This window comes from Mucilaginibacter sp. 320_HR, assembly GCF_059691875.1.
Window position 1 is genome coordinate 607,511 of record NZ_JCAWAI010000002.1, and the last position, 23,040, is coordinate 630,550.

The 23,040-nt window shown below is 43.3% G+C and carries 25 protein-coding genes; 9 read left to right on the forward strand and 16 right to left on the reverse strand.

Annotated elements, in window-relative coordinates; all coding sequences use genetic code 11:
* The first annotated feature begins 21 nt into the window (after positions 1 to 21).
* A complete protein-coding gene (locus tag AC59GT_RS08315) occupies positions 22 to 489 on the forward strand; it encodes an NUDIX hydrolase (protein WP_497237202.1) in 468 nt (155 codons plus the stop codon).
* On the opposite strand, the gene AC59GT_RS08320 is transcribed toward AC59GT_RS08315, so the two are convergent.
* Positions 486 to 1,670 (reverse strand): carboxypeptidase-like regulatory domain-containing protein, encoded by a 1,185-nt coding sequence (locus AC59GT_RS08320; RefSeq protein ID WP_497237203.1) that lies wholly within the window; start codon positions 1,668 to 1,670, stop codon positions 486 to 488. The genes AC59GT_RS08315 and AC59GT_RS08320 overlap by 4 nt on opposite strands.
* Positions 1,671 to 1,774: 104 nt before the next feature.
* A complete protein-coding gene (locus tag AC59GT_RS08325; RefSeq protein WP_497237204.1) occupies positions 1,775 to 2,458 on the reverse strand; it encodes a heme exporter protein CcmB in 684 nt (227 codons plus the stop codon).
* A 49-nt stretch (positions 2,459 to 2,507) separates the two neighbouring features.
* Between AC59GT_RS08325 and AC59GT_RS08330 the strand changes: the two genes are divergently transcribed.
* On the forward strand, positions 2,508 to 3,314 hold the full coding sequence (locus tag AC59GT_RS08330) for an SDR family NAD(P)-dependent oxidoreductase (protein WP_497237205.1): 807 nt from the start codon (positions 2,508 to 2,510) through the stop codon (positions 3,312 to 3,314).
* Between the two features lie 3 nt (positions 3,315 to 3,317).
* The gene (locus AC59GT_RS08335; protein WP_497237206.1) at positions 3,318 to 3,803 is read left to right on the forward strand and encodes a methylated-DNA--[protein]-cysteine S-methyltransferase; all 486 of its coding nucleotides are present in this window, start codon (positions 3,318 to 3,320) and stop codon (positions 3,801 to 3,803) included.
* On the opposite strand, the gene AC59GT_RS08340 is transcribed toward AC59GT_RS08335, so the two are convergent.
* The 8 genes from AC59GT_RS08340 to AC59GT_RS08375 all read right to left on the reverse strand — a co-directional run bounded on the left by AC59GT_RS08340 (position 3,787) and on the right by AC59GT_RS08375 (position 13,083).
* Positions 3,787 to 5,730: a response regulator gene (locus tag AC59GT_RS08340; protein WP_497237207.1), complete on the reverse strand. Its 1,944-nt coding sequence runs from the start codon at positions 5,728 to 5,730 to the stop codon at positions 3,787 to 3,789. The two genes, AC59GT_RS08335 and AC59GT_RS08340, sit on opposite strands and share 17 nt — an antisense overlap.
* 11 nt (positions 5,731 to 5,741) lie before the next feature.
* Complete coding sequence (locus tag AC59GT_RS08345; protein ID WP_497237208.1) at positions 5,742 to 6,335, reverse strand: chemotaxis protein CheB; 594 nt, start codon at positions 6,333 to 6,335, stop codon at positions 5,742 to 5,744.
* On the reverse strand, positions 6,325 to 7,164 hold the full coding sequence (locus tag AC59GT_RS08350) for a CheR family methyltransferase (protein ID WP_497237209.1): 840 nt from the start codon (positions 7,162 to 7,164) through the stop codon (positions 6,325 to 6,327). The genes AC59GT_RS08345 and AC59GT_RS08350 overlap by 11 nt, the downstream gene beginning before the upstream one ends.
* Before the next feature lies 1 nt (position 7,165).
* Positions 7,166 to 10,603 carry a response regulator gene (locus AC59GT_RS08355; protein ID WP_497237210.1) on the reverse strand — a complete coding sequence of 1,146 codons (3,438 nt, stop codon included), beginning with the start codon at positions 10,601 to 10,603 and terminating at the stop codon, positions 7,166 to 7,168.
* A 95-nt stretch (positions 10,604 to 10,698) separates the two neighbouring features.
* Positions 10,699 to 11,121, reverse strand: a complete 423-nt coding sequence (locus AC59GT_RS08360; protein WP_497237211.1) for a hypothetical protein — start codon at positions 11,119 to 11,121, stop codon at positions 10,699 to 10,701.
* A 3-nt stretch (positions 11,122 to 11,124) separates the two neighbouring features.
* Positions 11,125 to 11,454 carry a gliding motility protein GldC gene (gene gldC, locus AC59GT_RS08365; RefSeq protein ID WP_117381587.1) on the reverse strand — a complete coding sequence of 110 codons (330 nt, stop codon included), beginning with the start codon at positions 11,452 to 11,454 and terminating at the stop codon, positions 11,125 to 11,127.
* The gene (locus AC59GT_RS08370) at positions 11,451 to 11,759 is read right to left on the reverse strand and encodes a hypothetical protein (RefSeq protein WP_117381586.1); all 309 of its coding nucleotides are present in this window, start codon (positions 11,757 to 11,759) and stop codon (positions 11,451 to 11,453) included. The genes gldC and AC59GT_RS08370 overlap by 4 nt, the downstream gene beginning before the upstream one ends.
* Positions 11,725 to 13,083, reverse strand: coding sequence for a DEAD/DEAH box helicase (locus tag AC59GT_RS08375; protein WP_497237212.1), 1,359 nt, complete (start codon positions 13,081 to 13,083; stop codon positions 11,725 to 11,727). Before AC59GT_RS08375 ends, AC59GT_RS08370 begins: the two co-directional genes overlap by 35 nt.
* Positions 13,084 to 13,201: 118 nt before the next feature.
* Here AC59GT_RS08375 and AC59GT_RS08380 point away from each other — a divergent pair, with 118 nt between their 5' ends.
* Together AC59GT_RS08380 and AC59GT_RS08385 are read left to right on the forward strand one after the other, a co-directional pair.
* Positions 13,202 to 14,536: a dihydroorotase gene (locus AC59GT_RS08380; protein WP_497237213.1), complete on the forward strand. Its 1,335-nt coding sequence runs from the start codon at positions 13,202 to 13,204 to the stop codon at positions 14,534 to 14,536.
* A 132-nt stretch (positions 14,537 to 14,668) separates the two neighbouring features.
* Positions 14,669 to 14,989: a hypothetical protein gene (locus AC59GT_RS08385; protein WP_497237214.1), complete on the forward strand. Its 321-nt coding sequence runs from the start codon at positions 14,669 to 14,671 to the stop codon at positions 14,987 to 14,989.
* 11 nt (positions 14,990 to 15,000) lie between these two features.
* Here the strand turns inward: AC59GT_RS08385 and AC59GT_RS08390 are convergent, their stop codons facing one another.
* Positions 15,001 to 15,216 carry a hypothetical protein gene (locus AC59GT_RS08390; RefSeq protein ID WP_497237215.1) on the reverse strand — a complete coding sequence of 72 codons (216 nt, stop codon included), beginning with the start codon at positions 15,214 to 15,216 and terminating at the stop codon, positions 15,001 to 15,003.
* Between the two features lie 77 nt (positions 15,217 to 15,293).
* Positions 15,294 to 15,488: a cold-shock protein gene (locus AC59GT_RS08395; RefSeq protein ID WP_117381581.1), complete on the reverse strand. Its 195-nt coding sequence runs from the start codon at positions 15,486 to 15,488 to the stop codon at positions 15,294 to 15,296.
* A 197-nt stretch (positions 15,489 to 15,685) separates the two neighbouring features.
* On the opposite strand from AC59GT_RS08395, the gene AC59GT_RS08400 reads away from it, so the two are divergent.
* Together AC59GT_RS08400 and AC59GT_RS08405 are read left to right on the forward strand one after the other, a co-directional pair.
* Complete coding sequence (locus AC59GT_RS08400) at positions 15,686 to 15,814, forward strand: hypothetical protein (protein ID WP_262511247.1); 129 nt, start codon at positions 15,686 to 15,688, stop codon at positions 15,812 to 15,814.
* A gap of 2 nt (positions 15,815 to 15,816) precedes the next feature.
* Positions 15,817 to 16,140 (forward strand): hypothetical protein, encoded by a 324-nt coding sequence (locus tag AC59GT_RS08405; RefSeq protein WP_497237216.1) that lies wholly within the window; start codon positions 15,817 to 15,819, stop codon positions 16,138 to 16,140.
* Between the two features lie 40 nt (positions 16,141 to 16,180).
* Here the strand turns inward: AC59GT_RS08405 and AC59GT_RS08410 are convergent, their stop codons facing one another.
* Both AC59GT_RS08410 and AC59GT_RS08415 read right to left on the reverse strand, forming a co-directional pair.
* Positions 16,181 to 16,720 (reverse strand): PRC-barrel domain-containing protein, encoded by a 540-nt coding sequence (locus AC59GT_RS08410; RefSeq protein ID WP_497237217.1) that lies wholly within the window; start codon positions 16,718 to 16,720, stop codon positions 16,181 to 16,183.
* A gap of 26 nt (positions 16,721 to 16,746) precedes the next feature.
* Entirely contained in the window at positions 16,747 to 17,415 is a 669-nt protein-coding gene (locus tag AC59GT_RS08415; RefSeq protein ID WP_497237218.1) for an OmpA family protein, read from the reverse strand.
* 177 nt (positions 17,416 to 17,592) lie between these two features.
* Here AC59GT_RS08415 and AC59GT_RS08420 point away from each other — a divergent pair, with 177 nt between their 5' ends.
* Together AC59GT_RS08420 and AC59GT_RS08425 are read left to right on the forward strand one after the other, a co-directional pair.
* Positions 17,593 to 19,176: a M20/M25/M40 family metallo-hydrolase gene (locus AC59GT_RS08420; protein ID WP_497237219.1), complete on the forward strand. Its 1,584-nt coding sequence runs from the start codon at positions 17,593 to 17,595 to the stop codon at positions 19,174 to 19,176.
* A gap of 106 nt (positions 19,177 to 19,282) precedes the next feature.
* The gene (locus AC59GT_RS08425; RefSeq protein ID WP_497237220.1) at positions 19,283 to 20,989 is read left to right on the forward strand and encodes a hypothetical protein; all 1,707 of its coding nucleotides are present in this window, start codon (positions 19,283 to 19,285) and stop codon (positions 20,987 to 20,989) included.
* Here the strand turns inward: AC59GT_RS08425 and AC59GT_RS08430 are convergent.
* Together AC59GT_RS08430 and AC59GT_RS08435 are read right to left on the reverse strand one after the other, a co-directional pair.
* Positions 20,982 to 21,848, reverse strand: a complete 867-nt coding sequence (locus AC59GT_RS08430) for a fructosamine kinase family protein (RefSeq protein ID WP_497237221.1) — start codon at positions 21,846 to 21,848, stop codon at positions 20,982 to 20,984. The two genes, AC59GT_RS08425 and AC59GT_RS08430, sit on opposite strands and share 8 nt — an antisense overlap.
* 6 nt (positions 21,849 to 21,854) lie before the next feature.
* Positions 21,855 to 23,000: a hypothetical protein gene (locus AC59GT_RS08435; RefSeq protein WP_497237222.1), complete on the reverse strand. Its 1,146-nt coding sequence runs from the start codon at positions 22,998 to 23,000 to the stop codon at positions 21,855 to 21,857.
* Between the last annotated feature and the right edge of the window lie 40 nt (positions 23,001 to 23,040).

Here is a 23,040-nt window from a genome sequence, read left to right on the forward strand (position 1 = left end):
TTATTTATTTATCAACCTGTTATGCCAAAACAAAGTGCCGGTATCCTGCCGTTCCGTATTCATAATAACACCCTACAGGTGTTCCTGGTTCATCCGGGAGGTCCTTTCTGGAAAAACAAAGACGCAGGCGTATGGTCAATAGCCAAAGGCGAGTACGAAGACGACGAAGAACCGCTTGATGCAGCAAAGCGCGAATTCACCGAAGAAACAGGGCAAACCGTTGATGGTGAATTTACAGATATTGGATCTGTTAAATACAAGAACGGCAAAGTTGTACGTGCCTGGGCAATAGCCGCTGATGTTGATGAGCAAAACATTACAAGCAATGTATTTAAACTGGAGTGGCCGCCAAAATCGGGTAAGATGATTGATGTGGAAGAAGTGGATCGCGCCGGGTGGTTTGATGTACCCACAGCAAAAGAAAAGATTATCCCCGCACAAGCCGACTTGGTAGACAACCTAAAAAAGTTGCTGGACAGCAGCCGCTAATCGCCCGGCTCGTAATCCACCGGCAGCATATTGGCCAGCTTGGCTTTAGACCAGGTACCTTCGTACAGCGGGCTTTCGGCAACAACAATTCCGTTCATGTCGAAGATGGCGTAATGCTTGCTGTTGAGTGTAATTACGCTGGTTTCAAAGTTCTCCATGTCCAAAGGCCGGTATATGTCCCTGAACTGTTCCTCCTCGTGCTTTTTGGTGTAAACCACATATAAGTAAGCGGGGAAGGTTATGGCAAATATTCCCTCACTTGGTGTACTCCTCAGGACGCTGGTAGAAGTAAGCGGAGGTTTTATCAAATTCTCGTGCCACCATTTTGGCACCTGCTGCTGGTTATACCAGTACAAAGCCGAATCGCGGTTAACCTCGCGGTATTGCTTTAGCTTACGGAGAACTAACTCTTCCGGCGGCCGGTTAGGGTTAGGTTCGCGGGTATAGTTGTACATTACAAAACCCTCGCTGGCAAGTTTATTCCTGTATAACGACCGATAGAAATGCTGCGGCGAACCGTAGTAAGCTTCCTCACGTTTTGCTTTCCATTTCTTTTTCTGCGCATCGCTGCCGGGCAGATCCTCGAACAAAGCCTTGCCCGAATAGTAAATAGTGTGCGATATACCATCGCTGCTAAAGCTATTGAGCAGGAACTTGGTGCGGTAGCCTAAAGCAGCATTTTCTACAATCAGGAACTCATCTGAAGATGCTTCAAGGGTTTGTTTTTTGCGGAAATACACCAGATCGAGCACGCGGGGGTTAACTACTTTACACAGTTTAGCGTTATCATTCACGCCGATGAATTCTTTTTTGAACTGCTCGTAGTTTTTCTTCCAGTCGGCATTGCTGATGATAGTCACCTGCCGCATCATCATCACCTTTGGGGTGAGTTCTATCTGCATATTTATCGGCCCGGAGCCCACCAGCACTTCTTTAGAGTATTCTTCGAAGCCTATAACGGTTACCACAAGGTTGTACTGTCCCGGCTTTACACCTTTAAGAGTAAAGCTGCCGTCTTCCGCAGAGGCTGTGCCGTAGCTGGCATTGCTGAGAAATACGCTGGCATTAGCAACAGTGCTTTTTGTTGCTGCGCTGGTAAGCTTACCGGTTATCAAACCATTCTGCGCCGCACATACAACGGGCAGGCAAAAACACAGCAACACAAACCAAAACCAGCGCATTAACAGGGTAAATTATTTATTGCGAATAAAGCTAAAATTTATGAAGAAGAAATGAAAACACCGCGGTGCATCTGTAACAATAATATTGAATAGAGTGGGAAGGCTTAGTCGCGCCATAGGTACGGGAAAAGTATCAGTGATGAGGCGATAACGATAGCGTTTATAGCAAATAGCACCCCTATGCTGCCATAGCTCACGCTGCGTTCGATACCATCCATTGCCGCTTTACTCACCCGAATAAGCACCAGTATTACAGGTATAACCACGGGAAAACTAAGGATGGCCATCAGGGTGCCATTGTTTCCCGCTTTGGAAGCAATGGCTGATATCATGGTGAATACGGTGGAAAAACTGGTACTGCCTAACAGCACGGCAATAAAGTAAAAAGGCATGTCGCCAACATTATTCGGGAAGAACAGAAGGTAAACTATTATGGCAAGCAGGCTTAGCAATCCCATCAGCAACGCATTGTATATAGTTTTAGAGAGGATGATTGCCTGCGGACTGGCAATGGTATAGTAGTAAAGTAACCTGCCCCTGCCCTCCTGCATAAAGCTCTTGGCAATAGCATTTACCGACGCAAACAACATTATGATCCAGAATAATATGTTCCACACAATTGGATACCCGGCACTATCGCGAAAACCGGCGTTGAGGTTAAAAGAGATATAGCAAACGAATACTGTGGAAACTATATAGAGCAGTATGCCATTAAAAGCGTACTTGGAACGCCACTCCAAAACGATCTCTTTTTTTAGCAGGTTAGCGGTTTCTGTAAAAAGCCCCATTGGCGCAAATATATGTAATAATGCAATCCATTTATTAGCTTTACAGTTTATGAGAAAACTTGAACTAAGGGGTAAATGGGTTTTGGTTACGGGGGCGTCATCTGGTTTGGGGCAGGAAATGGCAAGGCAGCTGGCAGTAAACCACCACGCTAACCTGATAATTGCCGCACGCAGAAAAGACAAGCTGGAAGAACTTAAAACTGAACTGGAGCAAACCGGGATCTTTGTAAAAGTGATGACCGCTGACTTGTCCTTACATGACGATGTGGTAAGGCTAATTGACGACTGCCTTGCAGATGGTAAACTGTACGGCGCAATTCTTAATGCTGGCATCACTTACTTCGGCAGGCACAGCGAATTACCCTGGGAGCAAGCCGAAACTATTGTTAAAACTAATGTAAGCAGCGTGGCTTACATGACAACACGCCTGGTAGCACATTTCGAGAAGGCAAAAGCAGAAGGTGGCGTGATGATCGTAAGCAGTATGGCTGCGCTCTTCCCGGTACCTTACCAGGCAATTTACTCCGCCAGCAAGGCGTTTATACTGGCGTTTGCCAATGCCTTGTCCGCAGAGATACAAAACCCTGCGCTGTCGTTGACTGTATATGCCCCCGGTGGGATAGCTACGGAAATGACCGAAGGTAAAAAGTTTGACGACCTTAAGGGATGGTTGATGCCGGTCAAGCAGGCAGCAGCGGAGGGACTAAGTGCATTTATCGGTCGAAAACACATACATATCCCTGGTTTTTTTAATCGTGTTGGTAATGTATTCATGAACTTTTTGCCAAGGAAGTTCCTTACCAAAAACATGGGAAAGGTGTACTATAAAGCTCTTTTGAAAGCCGAAAGCTTATAAGTAATGTTTGAGGCGTACCATAATACACCCGTAGGTTTTGTGCGCATACGTGCAGATGAACATGCTATAGTATCTATTAGCATCAGGGATGAGGGGCATGAAGAAAGTGTATCTGTATCTCCGTTAATTGATGCAGCTATTTTGCAATTAGACGAATACTTTGCAGGTAAAAGGCAGTCGTTTAATTTGCCTTTAAATCAGCCAGGTACCAATTTTCAAAAAGAGGTTTGGAATAACTTGGTGAAAGTACCGTTTGGCACCACGATGAGCTACCTCCAGCTGTCCAACCAAATGGGCAACCCGCTGGCAATGCGTGCTATTGCTGCAGCCAACGGCAAAAACAATTTATGGATAATAGTGCCCTGCCATCGCGTTATTGGCAGCGATGGTAGCCTTACCGGCTATGCAGGTGGCCTTTGGCGTAAGCGGTGGCTGTTAGATCACGAAGCCAGTGTTCTGGGTATCGGGCAAACTAAAATGTTTCTTTGAAACTTTTGCTTTTATTCACCAACTCAGCTATTTTCTTGTGTAGTTCTTCCGGCTCAAAAGGTTTGGGTAGCACATCATTCATACCGGCGGAGATTGCCTCCTTATGCTCGTGCTCATAAGCAGCGGCCGAAAGCGATATAATAGGTACGCTTCGGTTTGGTTCCTCAAGCTCCATTCTTATTGCACGTGCAGCCTGGTACCCGTTCATACCCGGCATGTGTGTATCCATTAGTACAAGGTCAAAGTTCCCATGCTTTAACTTTTCTAATGCGACAGTACCATTATCCGCAACTTCCACATTAATGCTCCAATCCTTTAGCATCTTGATGAGCATAAATTGGTTAATCATGTTATCCTCTGCCACTAGAACGTTTAGGTTGGTGAATGGCTCAAGCGTTTTGCTTTTCTTGACCGGCTTCTTTTCAGCTGTTTTTGCAACCGCGAACCAATTAATAAAATTAAAAACACTGCCCTTTCCTATCTGGCTGCTTACGGTAAGTTCTCCGCCTTTAAGTTCAACTAATTTCTTTACAATAGTTAAACCAAGCCCAGTCCCACCGTATTTGCTTGTGGTATCATCTTCTGCTTGTTCAAAAGAATCAAATATTTTAGAAAGGCTTTCCGTAGCAATGCCAATTCCAGTGTCTTCAACACTGAATTTTAATTTAACGTTATCTCCCTGTTTTTGTAGTACAGACACCTTTAACTTTACTTCTCCCCTGTCGGTAAACTTAATTGCATTACTTAGCAGGTTCATTAAAATCTGATTTATCCTTAACGAGTCTATTATCAGATTTTCCGGAACATCGTCGTCAACGTTAATTGTGAACTCGATACTTTTTTCGTCAGCACTGAATTTCAACAGGCCATGAACTGACTGAATTATCTCTCTTATGTTGTGAGAAGAACGTACAATGTTAAACTTTCCAGCCTCTATTTTAGATATGTCCAGTACATCGTTTATAACGCCAAGCAATGATTTAGATGATGTCTCCATCATGTTCAGCAAATTGTTTTGTTGTTCATTTACACCCGTGTTACGCAAAAGACTGGTTAGTCCGATTATGCCATTTACGGGAGTACGGAGCTCGTGGCTCATGTTTGCCAAAAATGTTTCTTTTACCTTTCTGCCATATTCCGCAGCCTCTTTTGATTTTATTAATTGCTGCTGATAACTTTTTTGTGGAGTATGGTCGCTAATGTTCATGAAAAGCACTTTGTTGCGATAGGACACGCGGCATTCTGCCCACATGATGCTTTTATCAAACGTATTGAACTGGAACTCGAATGCAGAGAACTTTTGATTATCCTTTATAACTTGCCCAAGCCGTTTCTTAAATGAATCCTGATCAGATTCTATAGCCAGGTCAATAATGCTTTTGCCGTAAACTTCAGCTTGTTTATAGCCTAATAAATCCTCTACTGCCGGGTTGATCGTTTTGATGCGGAGCGTACTGGCATCAACAGAACAAATAATATCCGCACTATGCTTTATTACTATTGCGTAGTTCTCAAGTTCGGTATTCTTAAGTTTTATTTCTTCCTGAGAACGGGCTAGTTGTATAAAGGAGTCTACCTTGGCAGACGTAACATAAGGGTCAAGCGGCTTGTACAGATAATCCACCGCTCCGGCACCAAAACCCTTGACTACATATTTGCTTTCCTTTGATATAGCAGTAACAAAAATTACCATTATATCTTTAGTTCGCGGGTTCGATTTAAGCATCTCTACCAGTTCAAACCCATCCATTTGGGGCATCTGAACGTCAACAAGCGCTATAGATATATGATTTTCCCAGGCAATCCTAAGTGCCTCATTGGGAGATGTTGTAGTAAAAAGCTTTATGTCCTTACGTTCCAAAAGGGCTTGAAGCGTAACAATATTTTCTTCCCGGTCGTCAACTACCAGGATGTTAATGGGGGCCATGTAATAAAAGGTTAAGTACTGTTTTGTAAAAGCTCAAAAATCTCCGTCGTGTGCAATATATATTCGGCAGCATCAATCCCTATAGCGGCGCCCGGCATTTCGCTCATCTCGGCGTCTTCCGGATTTTGAGCTATTGTTAAAGCTCCGCTTTGCCTCAATCTCAAAAGTCCGTTGGCACCATCCTGATTAGCACCTGAAAACAAAATGGCTGCGCAATCCTTACCATAAGAGTCTGCAACACTTTCAAAAGTAACGTCAATAGACGGCTTTGAATACCATACTGATTCAGACACATCCAGCGAAAAGTAGCCACCTTTCTCTACCAGCGTATGATAATTTGCCGGAGCAATATAAATAGCATTACTATCTATCGGGTCCTTATCGCTAATTTCCCGGATCAACATACGACTGTTTTCTGCAAACAGTTTTTCTATTTCGCTAAAAAAATTTTTCTTCCGATGAATAACAATGATGACCGTCTTCTTGAAGTCATGAGGGAACATTTTAACCATGCGGAACAATAGCTTAAACGAACCTGCCGACCCACCTAAAAGCAAGAATTTGGCAGCCTTGAAACGTTTTATCAAATCGTCTTTAGCTGCCAATTTTTTGATAGATGTTTTCCTTCTGATTTATCACCTTAAACTTCTTGCGAAAGTTGTCGCTACGAATAGTCTCCTTATTTCCTAAACACAAGTAACCCAGCGGACAAAGGCTGTTATAAAACAGATCGAGAATTCGCTCCTGTAACTCTGTCTCAAAATAAATAAAAACGTTTCGACAGCTGATCATCTGAAACTCGTTGAATACAGTGTCTGATATGAGGTTGTGTACGGAAAATAAAGTATTTTGTTTCAACTCGCTGTGCACGGCGGCTGCATCATACATTATTGTAAAGTGATCTGTGATGGAGCCTGGCAATCCGGTAAGCATATAATTTTCAGCATAGCTTTTAATCTTGCGTAAACTATAGATACCTTTTCTTGCCTCTTTAAGTACACCTGTATTAATGTCGGTACCGTAAATAAAGGATTTCTTTACCAGGTTCTCCTCTTTAAGCAAAATGGCTATTGAATACACTTCTTCGCCGGAAGAACAACCGGCACACCAAATTTTTGCATGCTGATAAGTGGATAAGTATGGAACAACCTGATCACGTAAGGCTCTGTAGAAAGCCGGATCACGAAACATTTCGGTAACGTTCACGGTGATCTCTTCTAAAAACTCCTGAAAAAAAGCCGGATCGTTTACAAGGATATGTTTCAGGTCATAAAACTCCAGCTTTTTTAGCATCATAATGCGGGCAAGCCGCCGCTTAAACGATGCTTTGGTATAGTCGCTAAAATCAAACCCGTGAATCTTCCGCACCAGGTCTATAAGCTCGGTTAACTGGGCCGATGTAATATTTATTTCCTTACCTGTAACTTCTCTCATATCAGCTATCAAGCCACAGCTGCATAAGGGCAATAAGCCTGTCCATATCTACCGGTTTGGTAATGTAGTCATTTGCACCGGCTGCTATGCACTTTTCCCTGTCGTCCTTCATTGCTTTTGCGGTTAAGGCGATAACAGGCAATTTTGCCCATTTGTTTTGCTTACGGATATACCTGGTAGCTTCGTACCCATCCATTTTTGGCATCATTATGTCCATAAGCACTATATCAATATCTGTTACTTCTTGCAGCTTGGCAATGGCCTCTTCCCCATCATTTGCAATCACCACGTTCAGGTCATACGTCTCAAGTGCGCTGCTCAATGCAAAAATGTTGCGCATATCGTCATCAACTACCAGTACCTTTTTACCCTTAAGGCTATCCTTGGTAACAGCGATGGCCTTCTTAGGGGATATTGCTGTTGATGGTTGCTGTGCGCCGGATGTCTCGCTGATTTTGTTCAGGAAAAGATTAACCTCATCAATAAGCCTGTCGCTTGATTTGCTGGTTTTTACCACCATGGCATTGGCGTACTGCATCAGCCTGTTTACAGAACTTTTATCAAGTTCCATAGCGGTGTTAATGATCACAGGTAAAGAAGAGAACTTTTCATCTGCCTTAATCTTGTCCAGCAGGTCAAGTCCGGATATATCAGGCAAATTGAGGTCAAGGATAACGCACTGATAGTCGTTTTCATTAAGCATCCTAAATGCCGATTCGCCATCAAAAGCCTGATCTACGGTAATGCCCTGGGCTTGCATCAGATCTTTTAATGCCTGGCTTTGTGCCTTATGATCTTCCACAAGCAAAATCTGTTTGAAACTTGTGCCGCTGGTGCTCATAATATCTGTAAACAACTTATCCAGCGATTCTGTGCTAATTGGTTTCTTTAAAAAGCTTATGGCACCTTCGTTACGTACCCGGTTTGCTGCGGCGTCTCCTGCCGACATCATGTGTACCGGGATGTTTACGGTTTCTTCGTTTGCTTTAAGCTCCTTTAATATCTGCCAGCCGTCTTTACCAGGCAGCATGATGTCCAATATGATAGCGTCAGGCTGCTTTTCTTTTATAATATCAACAGCCGACGTACCGTCATGAACCATAATAGCTTTATAGCCGTGATCGCGGGCGTAATCCTGCAATATGTTTGCGAAATTCTTGTCATCCTCAACTATTACAACCGTTGGCTCACCTGTTGATGTTACCTTTTTAGGTACAGAACTTAAAAAATTGGTGGGTGGTGTAAATGTATCTACCGTTGGTACCGCCGGCTCTTCTTTTACTTTGGCTACAGCTTCAATCGGCAGTATCAGGGTAAATTCGCTACCTTCACCCGGCTCGCTGGAAAGCGTAATATAACCACCCAACAGGCTAGCTAGTTCGCGACTAATTGAGAGCCCTAAACCTGTGCCCCCGTATTTACGGCTGGTTGAGCCATCTGCTTGTTGGAAGGCTTCGAAAATGATTTTTTGTTTATCGGCAGGTATTCCGATGCCTGAATCCTTTATGGAAAATGCAATGGTATTTGCCAAGGGCCCCGGCTTTGCGGTAACGGATATTTTTCCGTTTTCCGGTGTGAACTTAAAGGCATTAGACAGCAGGTTTTTTACTACTTGCTCTACCCTAACCTTGTCGGTAGTGATTGTATCCGGAACATCAGTCAGAATGGTTTTAAAGTCAATGTGCTTGTTAATAGCCATTTCTGCAAACAAGGATTGCACGTCGGCCAAGATGTCGGCAATGCGGATATCCTCGATTTGCATATCCAGTTTACCCGATTCAATTTTCGAAAGGTCAAGAATGTCATTGATCAGCGTCAGCAGGTCGTTGCCGGCATTAAATATGACACTGGCGTATTTGATCTGATCTTCTGAAAGGTTGGCTGGTTTGTTATCCTTTAAAATACGTGCAAGTACAAGTATACTATTTAGTGGAGTGCGTAATTCATGGCTCATGTTTGCCAAAAACTCCGATTTGTAGCGTCCGGTAGTTTCCAGTTCGTCAGCCTTCTGCGTGATAGATTGGCGGGCTTCTTCTATCGCCTGATTCTTTTCTTCCAGCAAACTAGCTTTTTCTTCAAGTTCGGCGTTAATGGTACGTAACTCCTCCTGCTGCACGCGTAGCTCCTCTTCAGAAGCTTGCAGCATCTCGGTCTTATTCATCAACTCCTCGTTGGTAACACGCATTTCTTCCTGCTGTGCTTCCAACTCTTCTGCCTGTTGCTGCGTTTCCTCGAACAGGTCGTGCATAATGGTACGTGCCTGTGCGGTGTTTACCGCTATACCGATATCATTTGCTACCAAAAGGATGTAATCCTTAACGCTTTCCTTCAGTTCGCCACGGAAACCAATTTCCATTACGCCTTTCAACTTTTTATCAAAGAAGAACGGAACAACAATAGCTTCAATCATCTCATCCTGTACGAGTGATGACCCTAAAACCAACTTATCGTTCAGCTTCCCTTTTACAACTACAGCACGCTCGTCCTGTGCAGCCTGGCCAATCCAGCCTTCAGTGATGTTAATACGTTTCTTTAAACCGCTTTCGTCTCCAAAGGCGTATGATGCGTAAAGGTCCAGGTGATTTTCAGCCTCATTAAATAAATAAATAGTGCCTGTGAGTGCCCCTGCATAAACACAAACCTCCTTTAGTATATTGCTTGTGAGTTCTTTTTCGCTTTGCTGGCCCTGCATTTTCTCGTTAAGGGTGCCTGTGCCCGTGAGTAGCCAGTTTTTCGATTCGTTTTCGGCGAGCACTTTTTCCAGCTCAATATTGGCAACACGAATCTCCTCTTCTATTTTCTTCTGCCTTGCAAAGGTGCCTTGTATGTAGTAAAAGAGTATCACCACAATAAGTACAAATACCATTGAACCAATAAGGATAACGATAATGGCTCTGTTCGATGCAGCGTCAGATTTGGCTTTGCGCTGTGCAAGCAAGCTATTCTCCATGCTTATAACGCGCTCATTAAGCCCCCGGATACTGTCCATGTTCTGCTTGCCGTTCAGGAACATATGGTTATTCACCATAAACTCCAGGCCTTTTGCTTCACGCGTCTCAATATTGGTTTTTAATACCACCAGTTGCCTGTTTACAAGGTCTTTTAATGAATCTATCCTGCGTAGTTGCTCCGGATTGTCCTGCACCATTTGTGATAGCTGGTACAAATTTTCGGTTATACGTGGTACCGCCTGGTTGTAAGGTTCAAGGAAAACTTTGTTATTGGTAGCGCCATAGCCGCGCATGCCGGTTTCACCATCAATAAGTAATTGCAGGACACTGTTGGTGGTTTTTATCACCTTTTGCGTGTGATCAACCATTACAGTATCATCCTCTAATTGCTTTATACTATTAAATGATAGTACGCCAACAGCTATAACAAGTATAATTGATACCGCAAAACCTGCCAGTACCTGGTTTCTGAACGAAAGTTTAAACATTGAATAAGATGTGGTTTTATCGTACAAATATGTTTAAAAAAACACTTGTACACTAATTATGCAGCAAGTTGCTGCAAATAAACATTATAGGTGTATTACACTTGTTTATAATCGCTTATCTGAGGCTTTCTGGTAAACAGCGCACCTGCAACCGAGAGTAACGATCCTGCAAATAACACATACCATCCCCATTTAAAAGCAATTTGCCGGGTAAGGAATGCGTTTATGCCCTTGAATGGTATAAAACTAAAGCTGGTTTTTACCTTAAGCACTGCGGCTATAAATAACACAATAACCAACGCCAGTGATATAAACGCAGCCAACTTTGTAACCTTTGCTTGGTTAAGCACCGCGCAGATGATGCCTATTATACCTACAAGCATCAATAAAAAACCAAATGGCTGGTTTAGCTGGTAAACGTTCCAGTTAAAGAGGTGAAAAGGTCGGAGCATTGGGCAGTACGTGCCTATGATAAGAACAATAAACCCTAAAACAGAGGTGAGCGAAGGCAGGCGCATGTGTTACTTTCTAATATCCATTTTGTCTGCGAAGTGGGCGCAATAATCGCGGAGATCTTCTACAATATTCTTTTCACCGGTTGCGCGTAGGAATGTATCGCCCATAGTTTGCAAGGTCTCGTAAAAGAAACGTTTCATTTCATCTACCGGCATATCCTTAGTCCAAAGGTCAATCTTAAGCGTGTTCTTAAAACTTTGATCCCATAACGAAAGCATCATGGCTTGTACAGGCAGCGCCTCTTTGTTCTGAGAATCTGTAGACTCCCACAGAATGTTTTCAGGAACGTTATTATCGTCGAGTTGAATAGTGAGCTTTATTTCGGCAGTTTTCATTTTACAAGAAAGAATATTACAGCCACCAAAGTTATAAAGCTTAGCTCTATAACCCACAGCTTTTTAGTTTCAGTGAAGAAATTACGAAAAATTATATCCAGCAATGACACAACCACCGCAAAAAGAATAAATATCCATCCTATTGTGGTGCTCCAATGCTCGTACGGGGAACCTGTAATTTTCGCGCCGTTTATAAAGATGTAGGTAGCAAGAGCAAAAAAGCCTGCAGTAGCAAAGTTAAGCGGTGTGAGCCTGAATTTGCGTGGTTGATTAATGTTTGCGGCCGCTTCGTTTTTGTGCGCCATATTTCTTTGCTGGTTTACTGTTTGGATGGTTTGGTTGTTTTTTAGCTTTAGCAGCTTCAAATTTTTTCTTTTGTGCAAGCGACTTCTTCTCGTGAAAGGCACCTTTAAACTCCGGGTCTTCCCTCCGCTTTTGCATATCTATTTCCTTAGCCTGCTCCTGCCGTTCGTCGTAAGGTGTCTCTTCCACAAAAACATCCTCCGGGAGTTTAGCTACAGGTATGCTTTGCCTGATCAGTTTCTCGATTTTGCGTATATAATACTCCTCGGCAGGGTTGCAAAACGTAATTGCCTCGCCATGTTGGTATGCCCTGCCCGTACGGCCTATGCGATGCACATAATCTTCGTACACAACGGGCACATCAAAGTTAATCACGTGGCTCACATCGCTAACATCAATACCACGGGAGGCCACATCTGTAGCTACCAGCATTTTCACTTCATCGTTTTTAAACGAATTAATGGAGTTGATGCGCGTGTTTTGCCCTTTGTTGGCGTGCAATACCTTCACCTCAGAGTCGCCAAACTTACGGATCAGGAACTTAGATACATCTTCTGCAGCTGTACGGGTTTTGCAGAAGATCATAAGCTTTTTAATCTCGTCGCTTCTGTCCAGGAGTACTTTCAGCAGATGTATCTTGGTTTTATTGTTGGGCACATGATACAAAGTCTGATTAACAGTTTGCGCAGGCGTAGCCTGCGGTGTGACTTCTATCACCACCGGGAACTCCAGGAAGTTTGAGGAAAGGTTATGCACCTTGTCTGACATGGTGGCTGAGAACAGCAGGTTTTGCCGTTTTACCGGTACCACTTCCAGTATGCGGTTTATCTGCGGCATAAAGCCCATGTCCATCATCTTGTCAGCTTCGTCAAGCACCAGTACCTGCAACGTTTTGGTAACAATATGGCCGGCGAGATAAATATCCATCAGGCGGCCGGGTGTAGCAACAATAATGTCAACACCTTTATTTATCTGTTCAATTTGTGTTTTTGGGCCAAGGCCACCGTACAAGACTACTGTACGTAGATCGGAATTTGCTGCAAAGGTTTTTATATTATCCTCTATTTGCATTGCCAGTTCCCGTGTAGGTGCAACTATCATAGCGCGGGCATGCTCGCCCTGCGCATACTTTAGTTTCATAAGAATAGGTAGCACATATGCGGCAGTTTTTCCTGTACCAGTTTGCGCAATACCCATAACATCCTGTCCGTTTAAAATTGGCGGAATAGCTTTCTGCTGTATAGGCGTAGGCTCGGTGTAACCGGCGTCGGCAATCGCATTTAATATCTGCCGGTTAAACTTAAGGTCTTCAAAGGATACAGCCATAGTCGCAAAGATAGTGTTTTAGTTGATTGAGGCTGAAACCTTGCAGGCCATCAATTTTCCGAAGCCCTGCTTTCGTGGTGATAATTGAACATATCCGGCTAAAACCTATCTTTGCTTTATGGGCACAATTCTCATCAAATCGGCTACAGTTGTTAATGAAGGAAAACAAATAATTGCCGATGTTTTAGTAAAGGACGGTTTAATTGATCGTATAGATAAAGAGATCAGCTCGAACGCTGACAGGATAATAAATGCGGAAGGCCTGCACCTTTTTCCCGGCTGTATAGACGACCAGGTGCATTTTCGTGAACCCGGACTTACACATAAGGGTGACATCTATACAGAGTCGAGAGCGGCTGTTGCAGGTGGCATAACTTCCTTTATGGAGATGCCTAATACTGTGCCTAATACTTTAACGCAGCAACTGCTTGAAGACAAATACCAGATAGCAGCCCGTAACTCCCTGGCTAACTACTCGTTTTTTATGGGCGCGAGTAACGACAACCTGGATGAGGTTCTGCGAACCGACATTAAAAACGTTTGTGGTGTAAAAGTGTTCATGGGCTCATCAACAGGTAATATGCTGGTAGATAACCCAACAACGCTGGAACAACTCTTTGCACAGTCGCCACTGCTCATTGCCACGCATTGCGAAGATGAAGCTACAATAAAGAGTAACCTGGAACATTTTAAACAACTCTTAGGAGACAATATAACGCCCAAAATGCATCCAAAAATACGGAGTGCTGAAGCTTGTTATATCTCCTCTTCAATGGCTGTTGAAATGGCTAAGAAACATAATGCCCGTCTTCACATCCTACATATTTCTACAGAACGTGAGACGCATCTGTTCAGCAATGAGTTGCCGTTAGCCCAGAAACGCATTACCTCAGAGGCTTGCATCCATCACTTATGGTTTAGCGATGCAGATTACGCAGAAAAAGGCAACCTGATAAAGTGGAACCCTGCAGTAAAAACCAAGGAAGACCGGGATGGTATATTAGCTGGCGTTGTTGACGGTCGGATTGACGTTATCGCCACAGATCATGCACCGCACACTATTGAGGAAAAAGCTCAGCCCTACCTGCAGGCTCCAAGTGGCGGGCCACTTGTACAGCATGCGTTAGTAGCCATGCTGGAACTTTATCATCAACGTAAAATAACGCTTGAACAGATAGCAGAGAAGATGGCTCACAATGTTGCTACCTGCTTCCAGATAGAGCAGCGGGGTTTTATCCGCGAAGGATACTGGGCAGATCTGGTGCTAGCTGACCTTGCAAAACAGTGGACGGTGACACCAGAAAATCTTCTTTATAAAAGCCGTTGGTCACCTTTTGAGGGGCAAAAATTCAACTCTGCGGTTACACATACAGTAGTATCAGGTAATCTCTTATACGAGCAAGGTCAATTTGTAGACGAGAAGGTTGGCAAGCGGATGACCTTTGACCGTTAGTTATTGTTCGATACCGTACGAACGTTGCATGGTTCCGTAACAGAGAGCGTCATTAAAAACAAGCAAAAACTTGTTATACAATGAGTTAGCTACATGGCATTTAATTTGCTGCATGTTGCTAATATCGCTGTAATGAAAAGTAACAGGCCACTTATAAGAATGACTTTCAGGCAGGAACGTTTCGATATCCTGATAAAAAAGCAGCGCAACGGTAAGGCTACCTTTAACGATCTCACCGAACTGGACGATATTGTTAATCGTGACCCTGATATACGCGAAAGCATATTGGAGGAGATGCAGGCAGATAGCGAACCACCTGCGCCCCATCAACCAGATGAGTCAATTCTTAATTTATCAGCTAAACCTCAAACAATATTAGAGCAGATAAAAGCCTTTATAAACAGATTATTATACACCAGCGAATCCGGTTTCTCGCTTGGTTACAAAGGGTAGCATTCCTGCTGTTAGGATTCCTGAGCGGGTGGAATGTTAGTCGCTTTTTTTTCAGGTGGTGTAGACACCAATTCTCCGTCTTCATTTACATACGCCATCATGCTCTCTAGATCAGTAGCACCTGGGTTGTCTTTGCGCGCTTGTTTACGCTCTTCTTTGTCTTGTTTCTTTTTTTGCCGGTTTTTTTCCATCTGTTTTTTCATGAATGTTGCCTGGGATTTAGCCATGTATCGATTAAAATTTAAATGAATAAAAAAGCATCTGCCTGTAGGCAGATGCTCACGATTAAATATGATGTGATATTTTAAACCAATTTTACATTTACCGCGCTAGGGCCTTTTTTGCCTTCTTCTATTTCAAACGTTACGTTATCGTTTTCACGGATAGTATCGATCAAACCTGTTGAATGAACAAAAACGTCGTTCCTGTTGTCACTCTGTGAAATGAATCCAAAGCCTTTAGTGACGTTGAAAAACTTTACTGTACCTTCTTTTTGCATTATGCTATTTTTAATAAGTGTGCAAGGTAGGGATAAATAACCAGTTCAAGGCATTATTTAAAGTTTTACTTTAATTTATAAATTAAACATACTAATAATCAATAAGTAAAGTTATATTTAAAGAAATACTTCTAACTGACTATCCGGCATCCTCAGTCCACCTGTACCGGCAGGTATAATTATTTAAGTACAACAACATGAGCAAGGAAAAAAGTTCTTCAAGAGAGAAGAAAAAAGAAAAGAGTGTTACGGTTAACAAAAAGGTATCTTCCTACCAGTCTGGTAAAGAAACAGTATCTGCTACACTTAATCCCAAACAAAAATAATCATGAACGAAAAAACGATTGAGGCAGAGACCCGCCTTTATTCATACGAACTAATGAACACTGCCCGTGAACATGGTTTTAAAGCGGATGATGTATGGGAACTTAGCCTGGTATCAGATACGGAGAAATCCCGATTGCAAAAAAACTACTATCCTACAATAGCAACTAAAATGCTGCCCGAAGCGGTTCTGGAGGTATATACTCAGCTAAAATCACGTTTAAGCAATTCACTTAATACCAGCGAAAACACACCGGACAAAAAGACCATAGCTGCTGATAGCCTTAACTATCTGGTAGCTTATAATCTAAAGCGCCCGCGTAACTAGTAATAGATTTGTACCAAAGTACTTTTGGTACACATCTATTTTATACCGTTTCGTTGTTCCCTTCTGGTGGTGTATCCAGGTAGCTCTTACTTACTGTGTCTGCTCCCGGCTCCCGTCGCTTGCCGTAGAATTTGGTTTGATTAAAATGGTCATGGTCATAAAAGTCTGTACCTACCATTACATTAGCGTCCGGTGCGACAAATACATTTCTTATTTGTGCTTCAGTGTCTGAGTCGATATCACGACCGTACTCATAAAGCGGCAGCGATAGAATTTGCGCCTTTGTAATATTGGGGATGATTACATTGTCTTTATGTTCATCCAGTTCTGCAACGCCTATGGGCATCAGCACACGGCCATCCTCAAGTCCAATATCGTTATTTTCCATGTGAACAATAATATAACGTACTTTGCGTGAAGCCGGATTAAAAAGCAATTCGTCAACCTCGCCTAATTTGTTCCCTTCAGAATCTCGGACGTCCCATCCCTGAATATCAGGTTGCCCGTCGGCTATTTCAAAGTCACTATCGCTTAGCTCTGTAAGCTTACTAATGTCATCGGTGTTATCTGTAGAAGCCATAATTAAAAGATTTAAAGTTTGCTTTGCTAATTCTTTACGGTATCTCGCGGGAAGGCTACTATCTCCACGCTCCTGTTTTGCTGCCGGCCACGGGCACTACCATTTTCTGCAATCGGTTGTGATTCTCCCAACGAGTGTACCGAGATCATTTCCCTTGCTAAGCCACCTTTATTCACCAGCCAGTCGGTTACCGCATTCGCTCTTTTGGCACCCAGGCTTCTGTTTTGCTCCGTGGTGCCCGTGCTATCTGTATGGCCGTAAACGCCAATAGCAGCATACTTGAACCGCTTGTTTAACGAATTAACTATCATCTGTAACCGTCCGTCTGCGCTGCCTTGTAACTTGCTGTCATTGGGGGCAAAAAGTACATTTTCACCTAACCCGTAAATGGTATATTTGGTGTTGCCTCTAACCACAATTGCAGTATCGGTAACTTCATTATAGCTGGATCGGGCAAGATCAAAATCAACGGATTCCCAGTCCGGCTGCGAAGTTGCCACAGTTTTTGTGGAATCAACATTACTGGTGCTATCTTTCCCAACAGAGTCTGCATCAGTGGTTTTAAGGGCCGTGGGCTGGTAGCTTTTGTTACAACCTCGGGCCAGTAAAAATACTACACCCAATAATACTACAGCCAGCACTATCCATATCCATATAGGGCTTCTTTGCTTCGGTTGTACATCCAGTTGTGCCATAATTAAAATTGATGGGGTAAATGTTTATATATCAAAGTATCGCGAGCATTTTTGGTTTTAAAAAATGTATTTAAACTTAATTGTGAGCAGCTTTATACACGACTGAATTTAAGATCTCGTGTAAAATCTTTGTTTCTGTACCTCCAATACAGCTGTTACTTTACTTACATTAGCTACATGAAAACTACCAACACCCTGGGCCGCCTTACCCGCGGCTGCATCACAACATTATTAGTGGTACCGGCTCTTTTATCTACAGGAACTTCTCTTGCGCAAACTAAAGACCCTGTAGTTGATGCCATTGTTAAAGAAGAAACCGACAATTCGCAACTACAGCCTTTGGCACATCAGCTACTAGATGGTATAGGATCGAGACTAGTAGGTAGCCCCGGCATGGCAAAAGCCGGAGAGTGGGCTCTTGCCAAATACAAAGGGTTTGGTATTACTGCACGTCAGGAAAAATGGGGTGAATGGCGCGGCTGGGAGCGCGGCATATCCCATATAGACATGGTATCACCCCGGGTACGTTCGTTAGAAGGTACGCAACTGGCGTGGAGCCCCAATATGAAAAAACCGGTTACTGCGGAGTGCATTATCCTGCCGGAATTTGCAGATTCCGTAGCATTCCAAAAATGGCTTCCTGCGGTTAAGGGCAAGTTTGTGATGATATCTATGCTGCAGCCAACCGGCCGGCCGGATTATAACTGGACTGAGTTTGGGACTAAGGAATCGTTTGAAAAAATGAAGGCAGAACGCACGGCGCAAACTGATGCCTGGCGCAAACGCATAGCAAATACAGGGCTAACTGCGCGTACGCTCCCTCCTGCATTGGAGAAAGCGGGTGCAGCCGGTATCGTCACCAACAACTGGTCTGCCGGCTTTGGTGTAGATAAAATATTCAGCGCTTATACAAAAAAGATCCCAACGGTTGATATTGCGCTGGAAGATTACGGAATACTTTACCGCCTGGCCGACGGTGGCGAAAAGCCAATGATTAAGATCCAGGCAGAATCAAAGGAACTTGGTGCTGTACCAACGTTTAATATTATAGGGGAAATTAAAGGAACAGAAAAGCCAAACGAGTACGTAATGCTTTCTGCTCACTTCGACTCGTGGGATGGCGGACAAGGTGCTACAGACAACGGTACAGGTACTTTAACCATGATGGAAGCCATGCGCATCCTCAAAAAAGTATATCCTAATCCAAAACGCACCATTCTGGTAGGTCACTGGAGCAGTGAAGAACAGGGCCTGAACGGGTCGCGCGCGTTTGTTGAAGATCACCCCGAAATTGTGGCAAATCTGCAGGCACTGTTTAACCAGGATAATGGCACAGGGCGTGTAGTAAACATTGGCGGCCAAGGCTTTCTTAATAGCTATGATTACATCAGCCGTTGGTTAACAAAGGTGCCGGCCAACATTCGTGAAGGTATTACTACTACCTTCCCGGGTAGCCCGGGTGCCGGTGGATCGGACTTCGCGTCTTTTGTAGCCGTAGGAGCACCTGGCTTTTCGTTAAGTTCACTTGGCTGGTCGTACGGTAACTACACCTGGCATACTAATCGCGATACTTACGACAAACTTGTTTTCGACGATATTAAGAACAATGCCATCTTAACAGCAATTTTGGTTTATCAGGCTTGTGAGGACCCCAACAAAACATCCCGCGACAAAGCCGTTATGCCAATTAACCCGCGCACGGGTGAGCAAAGTAAGTGGCCGTCACAAACCAAGGCAACCCGCCGCGGTGGTTTAGATTAAAGATAATAAACAGCATTTGCAGCCGTCTTGTAAGTAAACACAAGGCGGCTTTTTTTTACAACCAACTTCAAGAGAAAAACGTTATTTTATATACCCTTGCTATTAAATGTACAACTCTTACCTTTTTACTGCGTATAACATATTATGCCTGCAACTTGCTGCTGGTAATATCATCCACTCCGCTCAAATGAGTTTAAGCCTGTTTAAAAGTCCTGCTATAGCATTAGCTGCGGTGGTGATGAACCTTTCCCAGTGCCACACTAGCCAGGTTAAATCCAGCATGGATGTTACTGCCGATAGCAGCTCCCGTCAAAGGCACATTCATGCAGCCGTTCCCCTAAAAAATATGTTTGGCATCAACAGTTATGAATGGAATTTCTTAGAGAACCCCGCTGCACCAAACAATCGTAATGGCATTTACGAAGATAACATGGCGCTTATTAAGTCATTTAGTGCGGTCCGCCATTATCTAAACTGGAATAAACTGGAGAGTACCGAAGGCAATTACACCTATAACCCTACAAACAACGGCAACTGGAACTATGATCTTATTTATAACCGCTGTAAGCAGGATAGCATTCTTGTGCTTGCGGATATAAAAAACCTTCCGGTGTGGATGATGAACTCCTACCCTGCCGACCAACATAACGACGAGAACGTACCTGCTTACTATAACGCTGATAGGAGTTCGCCAAAATCGTATGTTGTACAGGCACGCACAGCCTTCCAATTTGCAGCGCGCTACGGTTATAATACCAACATCACCCCTACGCTGGTAAAAGTAGACGCTAGGCCACGATGGAAAAACGACCGGGTCAATGAAGTGAAGATTGGGATGGGTTTAATTAAATACATTGAATGCGGAAACGAGAACGACCGTTGGTGGAAAGGCAGCAAAGCAACGCAAACTCCCGAAGAATACGCTGCCAACCTTTCGGCATTTTACGACGGCCATAAGCATACGCTCGGCCCGAATGCCGGTGTGAAAACGGCAGACCCAGGCATGCAGGTTGTTATGGGCGGACTAGCTACTGCCGATGTTAATTATGTAAAACGTATGGTAGAATGGTGCAAGGCAAATCGCGGTTATAATGCTGACGGCACCATAAACCTGTGCTTTGATGTAATCAATTATCATCTATATTCTAATAATGGCAGCGTGCTAACTCACCGTAAAGCAACAACTGGTGTAGCACCGGAACTTTCCGAAGCGCCAGAAATTGCCAAGTCCTTTATAGATTATGCTAATAGCTTGCCCAACCATCCTCCTGTGTGGTTAACAGAGGCCGGTTATGACATAAATCAGGGCAGCTACCAAAAAGCGCCGCCAATAGGCACCAAAACAACGCTGATTACACAAGCTGATTGGATCTTGCGCACGTCACTACTATATGCGCGAATGGGTTTTAACCGTTTATTCTTTTATCAGTTGTTTGATGCTTATCCAAATAAAGCACAACAATATTCAACATCCGGGCTTGCTGAAGGCACAAAGCGGCGTCCTGCTGCTGACTATATTCTACAAACTACCCAGTTAATGGGCGATTATTCTTATGTAAGTACACTAAACAGCGATCCGTTAGTAGACAAGTACCAAAGAGGTAAAAAGGTGATGTATGTATTAACTGTACCCGATCAAAAGGGAAGAACAACACCCTTTACGCTTACACTTGGTACTGGTGTTAAATCTGCAATACTGTATAACCTTGTTCCGGGTTCTGACACTATGAAATCCACACAGCTAAAAGTTAACAATGGCAAAGTAACGATACAGGCATCTGAAACCCCGGTTTTTGTACAGCCTTTTAAATAGCAAGTGCCGATCGCAAGGTAGCTTGCAGTTGATGCACGTAAGTGCCGCCAAATAAATTAACGTGAACCAGCAGCGGATATAAGTTCCAGAGCTTTACTCTTTGCTCCCATCCCGGCTGAAGCGGGTAGATATTGTTGTACTCTTCATAAAATGCATCACCGAACCCACCGAATAGTTTGGTCATTGCTATATCCATTTCGCGGTTGCCATAATACACCGCAGGATCTATCAGGTATGGATTGCCACCGGTGTCAATCAGGTAATTGCCACCCCAAAGATCACCATGTACAAAAGCAGGCTGTTCTTTTGGATAAATATCGGGCAACTTACTGTAAAGTACTTCGAAATCCTTAACGTCATCTTTACTCAGCAAGCGGGCGTCAAAAGCTAAACGCAACAAAGGAGCAATCCGTTCTTCAATAAAGAAAGCAGTCCAGTCCTCATTGATTTTGTTGGCTTGATGTAACGAGCCGATAAAGTTGTCGGTTGAAAAACCAAAATGCTCATTGCTAACCTTGTGAAGCTTGGCTAGCTGCTCTCCCAGTTTTCTTAAGTTGTTATTAGTGGGCTGAACGCTATCTATCCACTCCAAGAGTAAAAAGCTATCGCTATCCACTTCGCTTTGTAAAATAACCTCCGGCACTTTGATAGTTTGACTAGCACCGATAGCTTCCAGCCCTTCTTTTTCCCGTAAGAACATGTACGGATAGCGGTCAAAAGAGTTTACTTTCAGGAAGTATTTACCTCTGGAAGTATTTAGCTGATAAGCTTGATTGATGTCGCCGCCGCTGACTGCATAATAGTTTTTTACGCTTACACCTAACTGTAACGCCACCTCTTCTACAACACTAACCTTCATTATGCTTTATTGTATATACAAAGGTTCAGGTTCAGCAAGCTTCTTTTCTTTAGGAAAGTAATATTTGCAATAGGTACAGTCATTAATGAAATCACGCCGTGAACCGTCAGGCTTATAATCATATTCCACCATTTTGTTATTACGCTGATCCAGTAGAGTATAATCTCGTAAAACACCTTCATTATACTGCCAGGACTCACTTTTACCATGTAATGCATCTACATAAGTGTACCGCTCTATCCTGCCAAAGTGATCATAATAGCATTCCTCGTAACTGCGGCCGTCATTAAAATAAACAGTAGTAAGCTGAGGTGCTTCGTTCCACTTGTTAGACCTTCTTAATGAGTCAAGTTTACGCGCATAAAATGAACTATCATGATTATGGTCGCCAAACAACGGATCTTTGTTGTTGTGCTGTTGATAATTAAAGTACCAGGCTATCTCTGCGGTATCTTGATAAATTATACGCTTAGTTTTCAAGCCTTTTTTGTAGTAAGTAATATCAACAAGGTGGCCAGCAGTGTCATAAATGCAGCGCTTACCATCGCGCAAGCCATTTTTGATGGTTTCTGTTATCCACTTCGCTCCGCTCGTATAAAAAATATTTCGGGTGCCGCTCAGCTTTTCTCCTTTTAGCTTTTGAATCAATTCAGGTTTCCCATTTGGATAAAACAGTGTTTTAGTAAGCGCATTTCCGTAAATGTTGTGTTCATATAAATGTCGAAGCAAGTCCAGATCATGTATGCCACTAAATCCACGCCAATCGCGCAGGCCCTGAACATCTTTATAAACAGATGTGTAAGTGCAACGACTGATATGCATCTTACCGGCCTGCATATAGCCAAATACCAGCCATTGTTGCCCTTTGTCTACATTAAGCGCACAATCATTTTGATAGTCCGAATTGTACAAAGAATCTGTTCCTGAACCCTTAAATACTTCAAGCACGTCAACCAGGATGTCACCACTTGTTCGTAGCTTGAAAACACCTGACCTTGGATCAAGAGGGGCCACTTGTTTAATGCTTACTAGCGCAACAAGATCGTATTGCTTCAGGTCTTCTTTTTTCTGAAATGGAAGTAAGGGAGAGCACGAACAAGCAAATGTTTTTACGGTAAAGAGTAGAAGTATTAAACAAAGGATATTCTTCATTGGGATTGGACTTACCTATGAAGTTAGCTAATTACTGTCG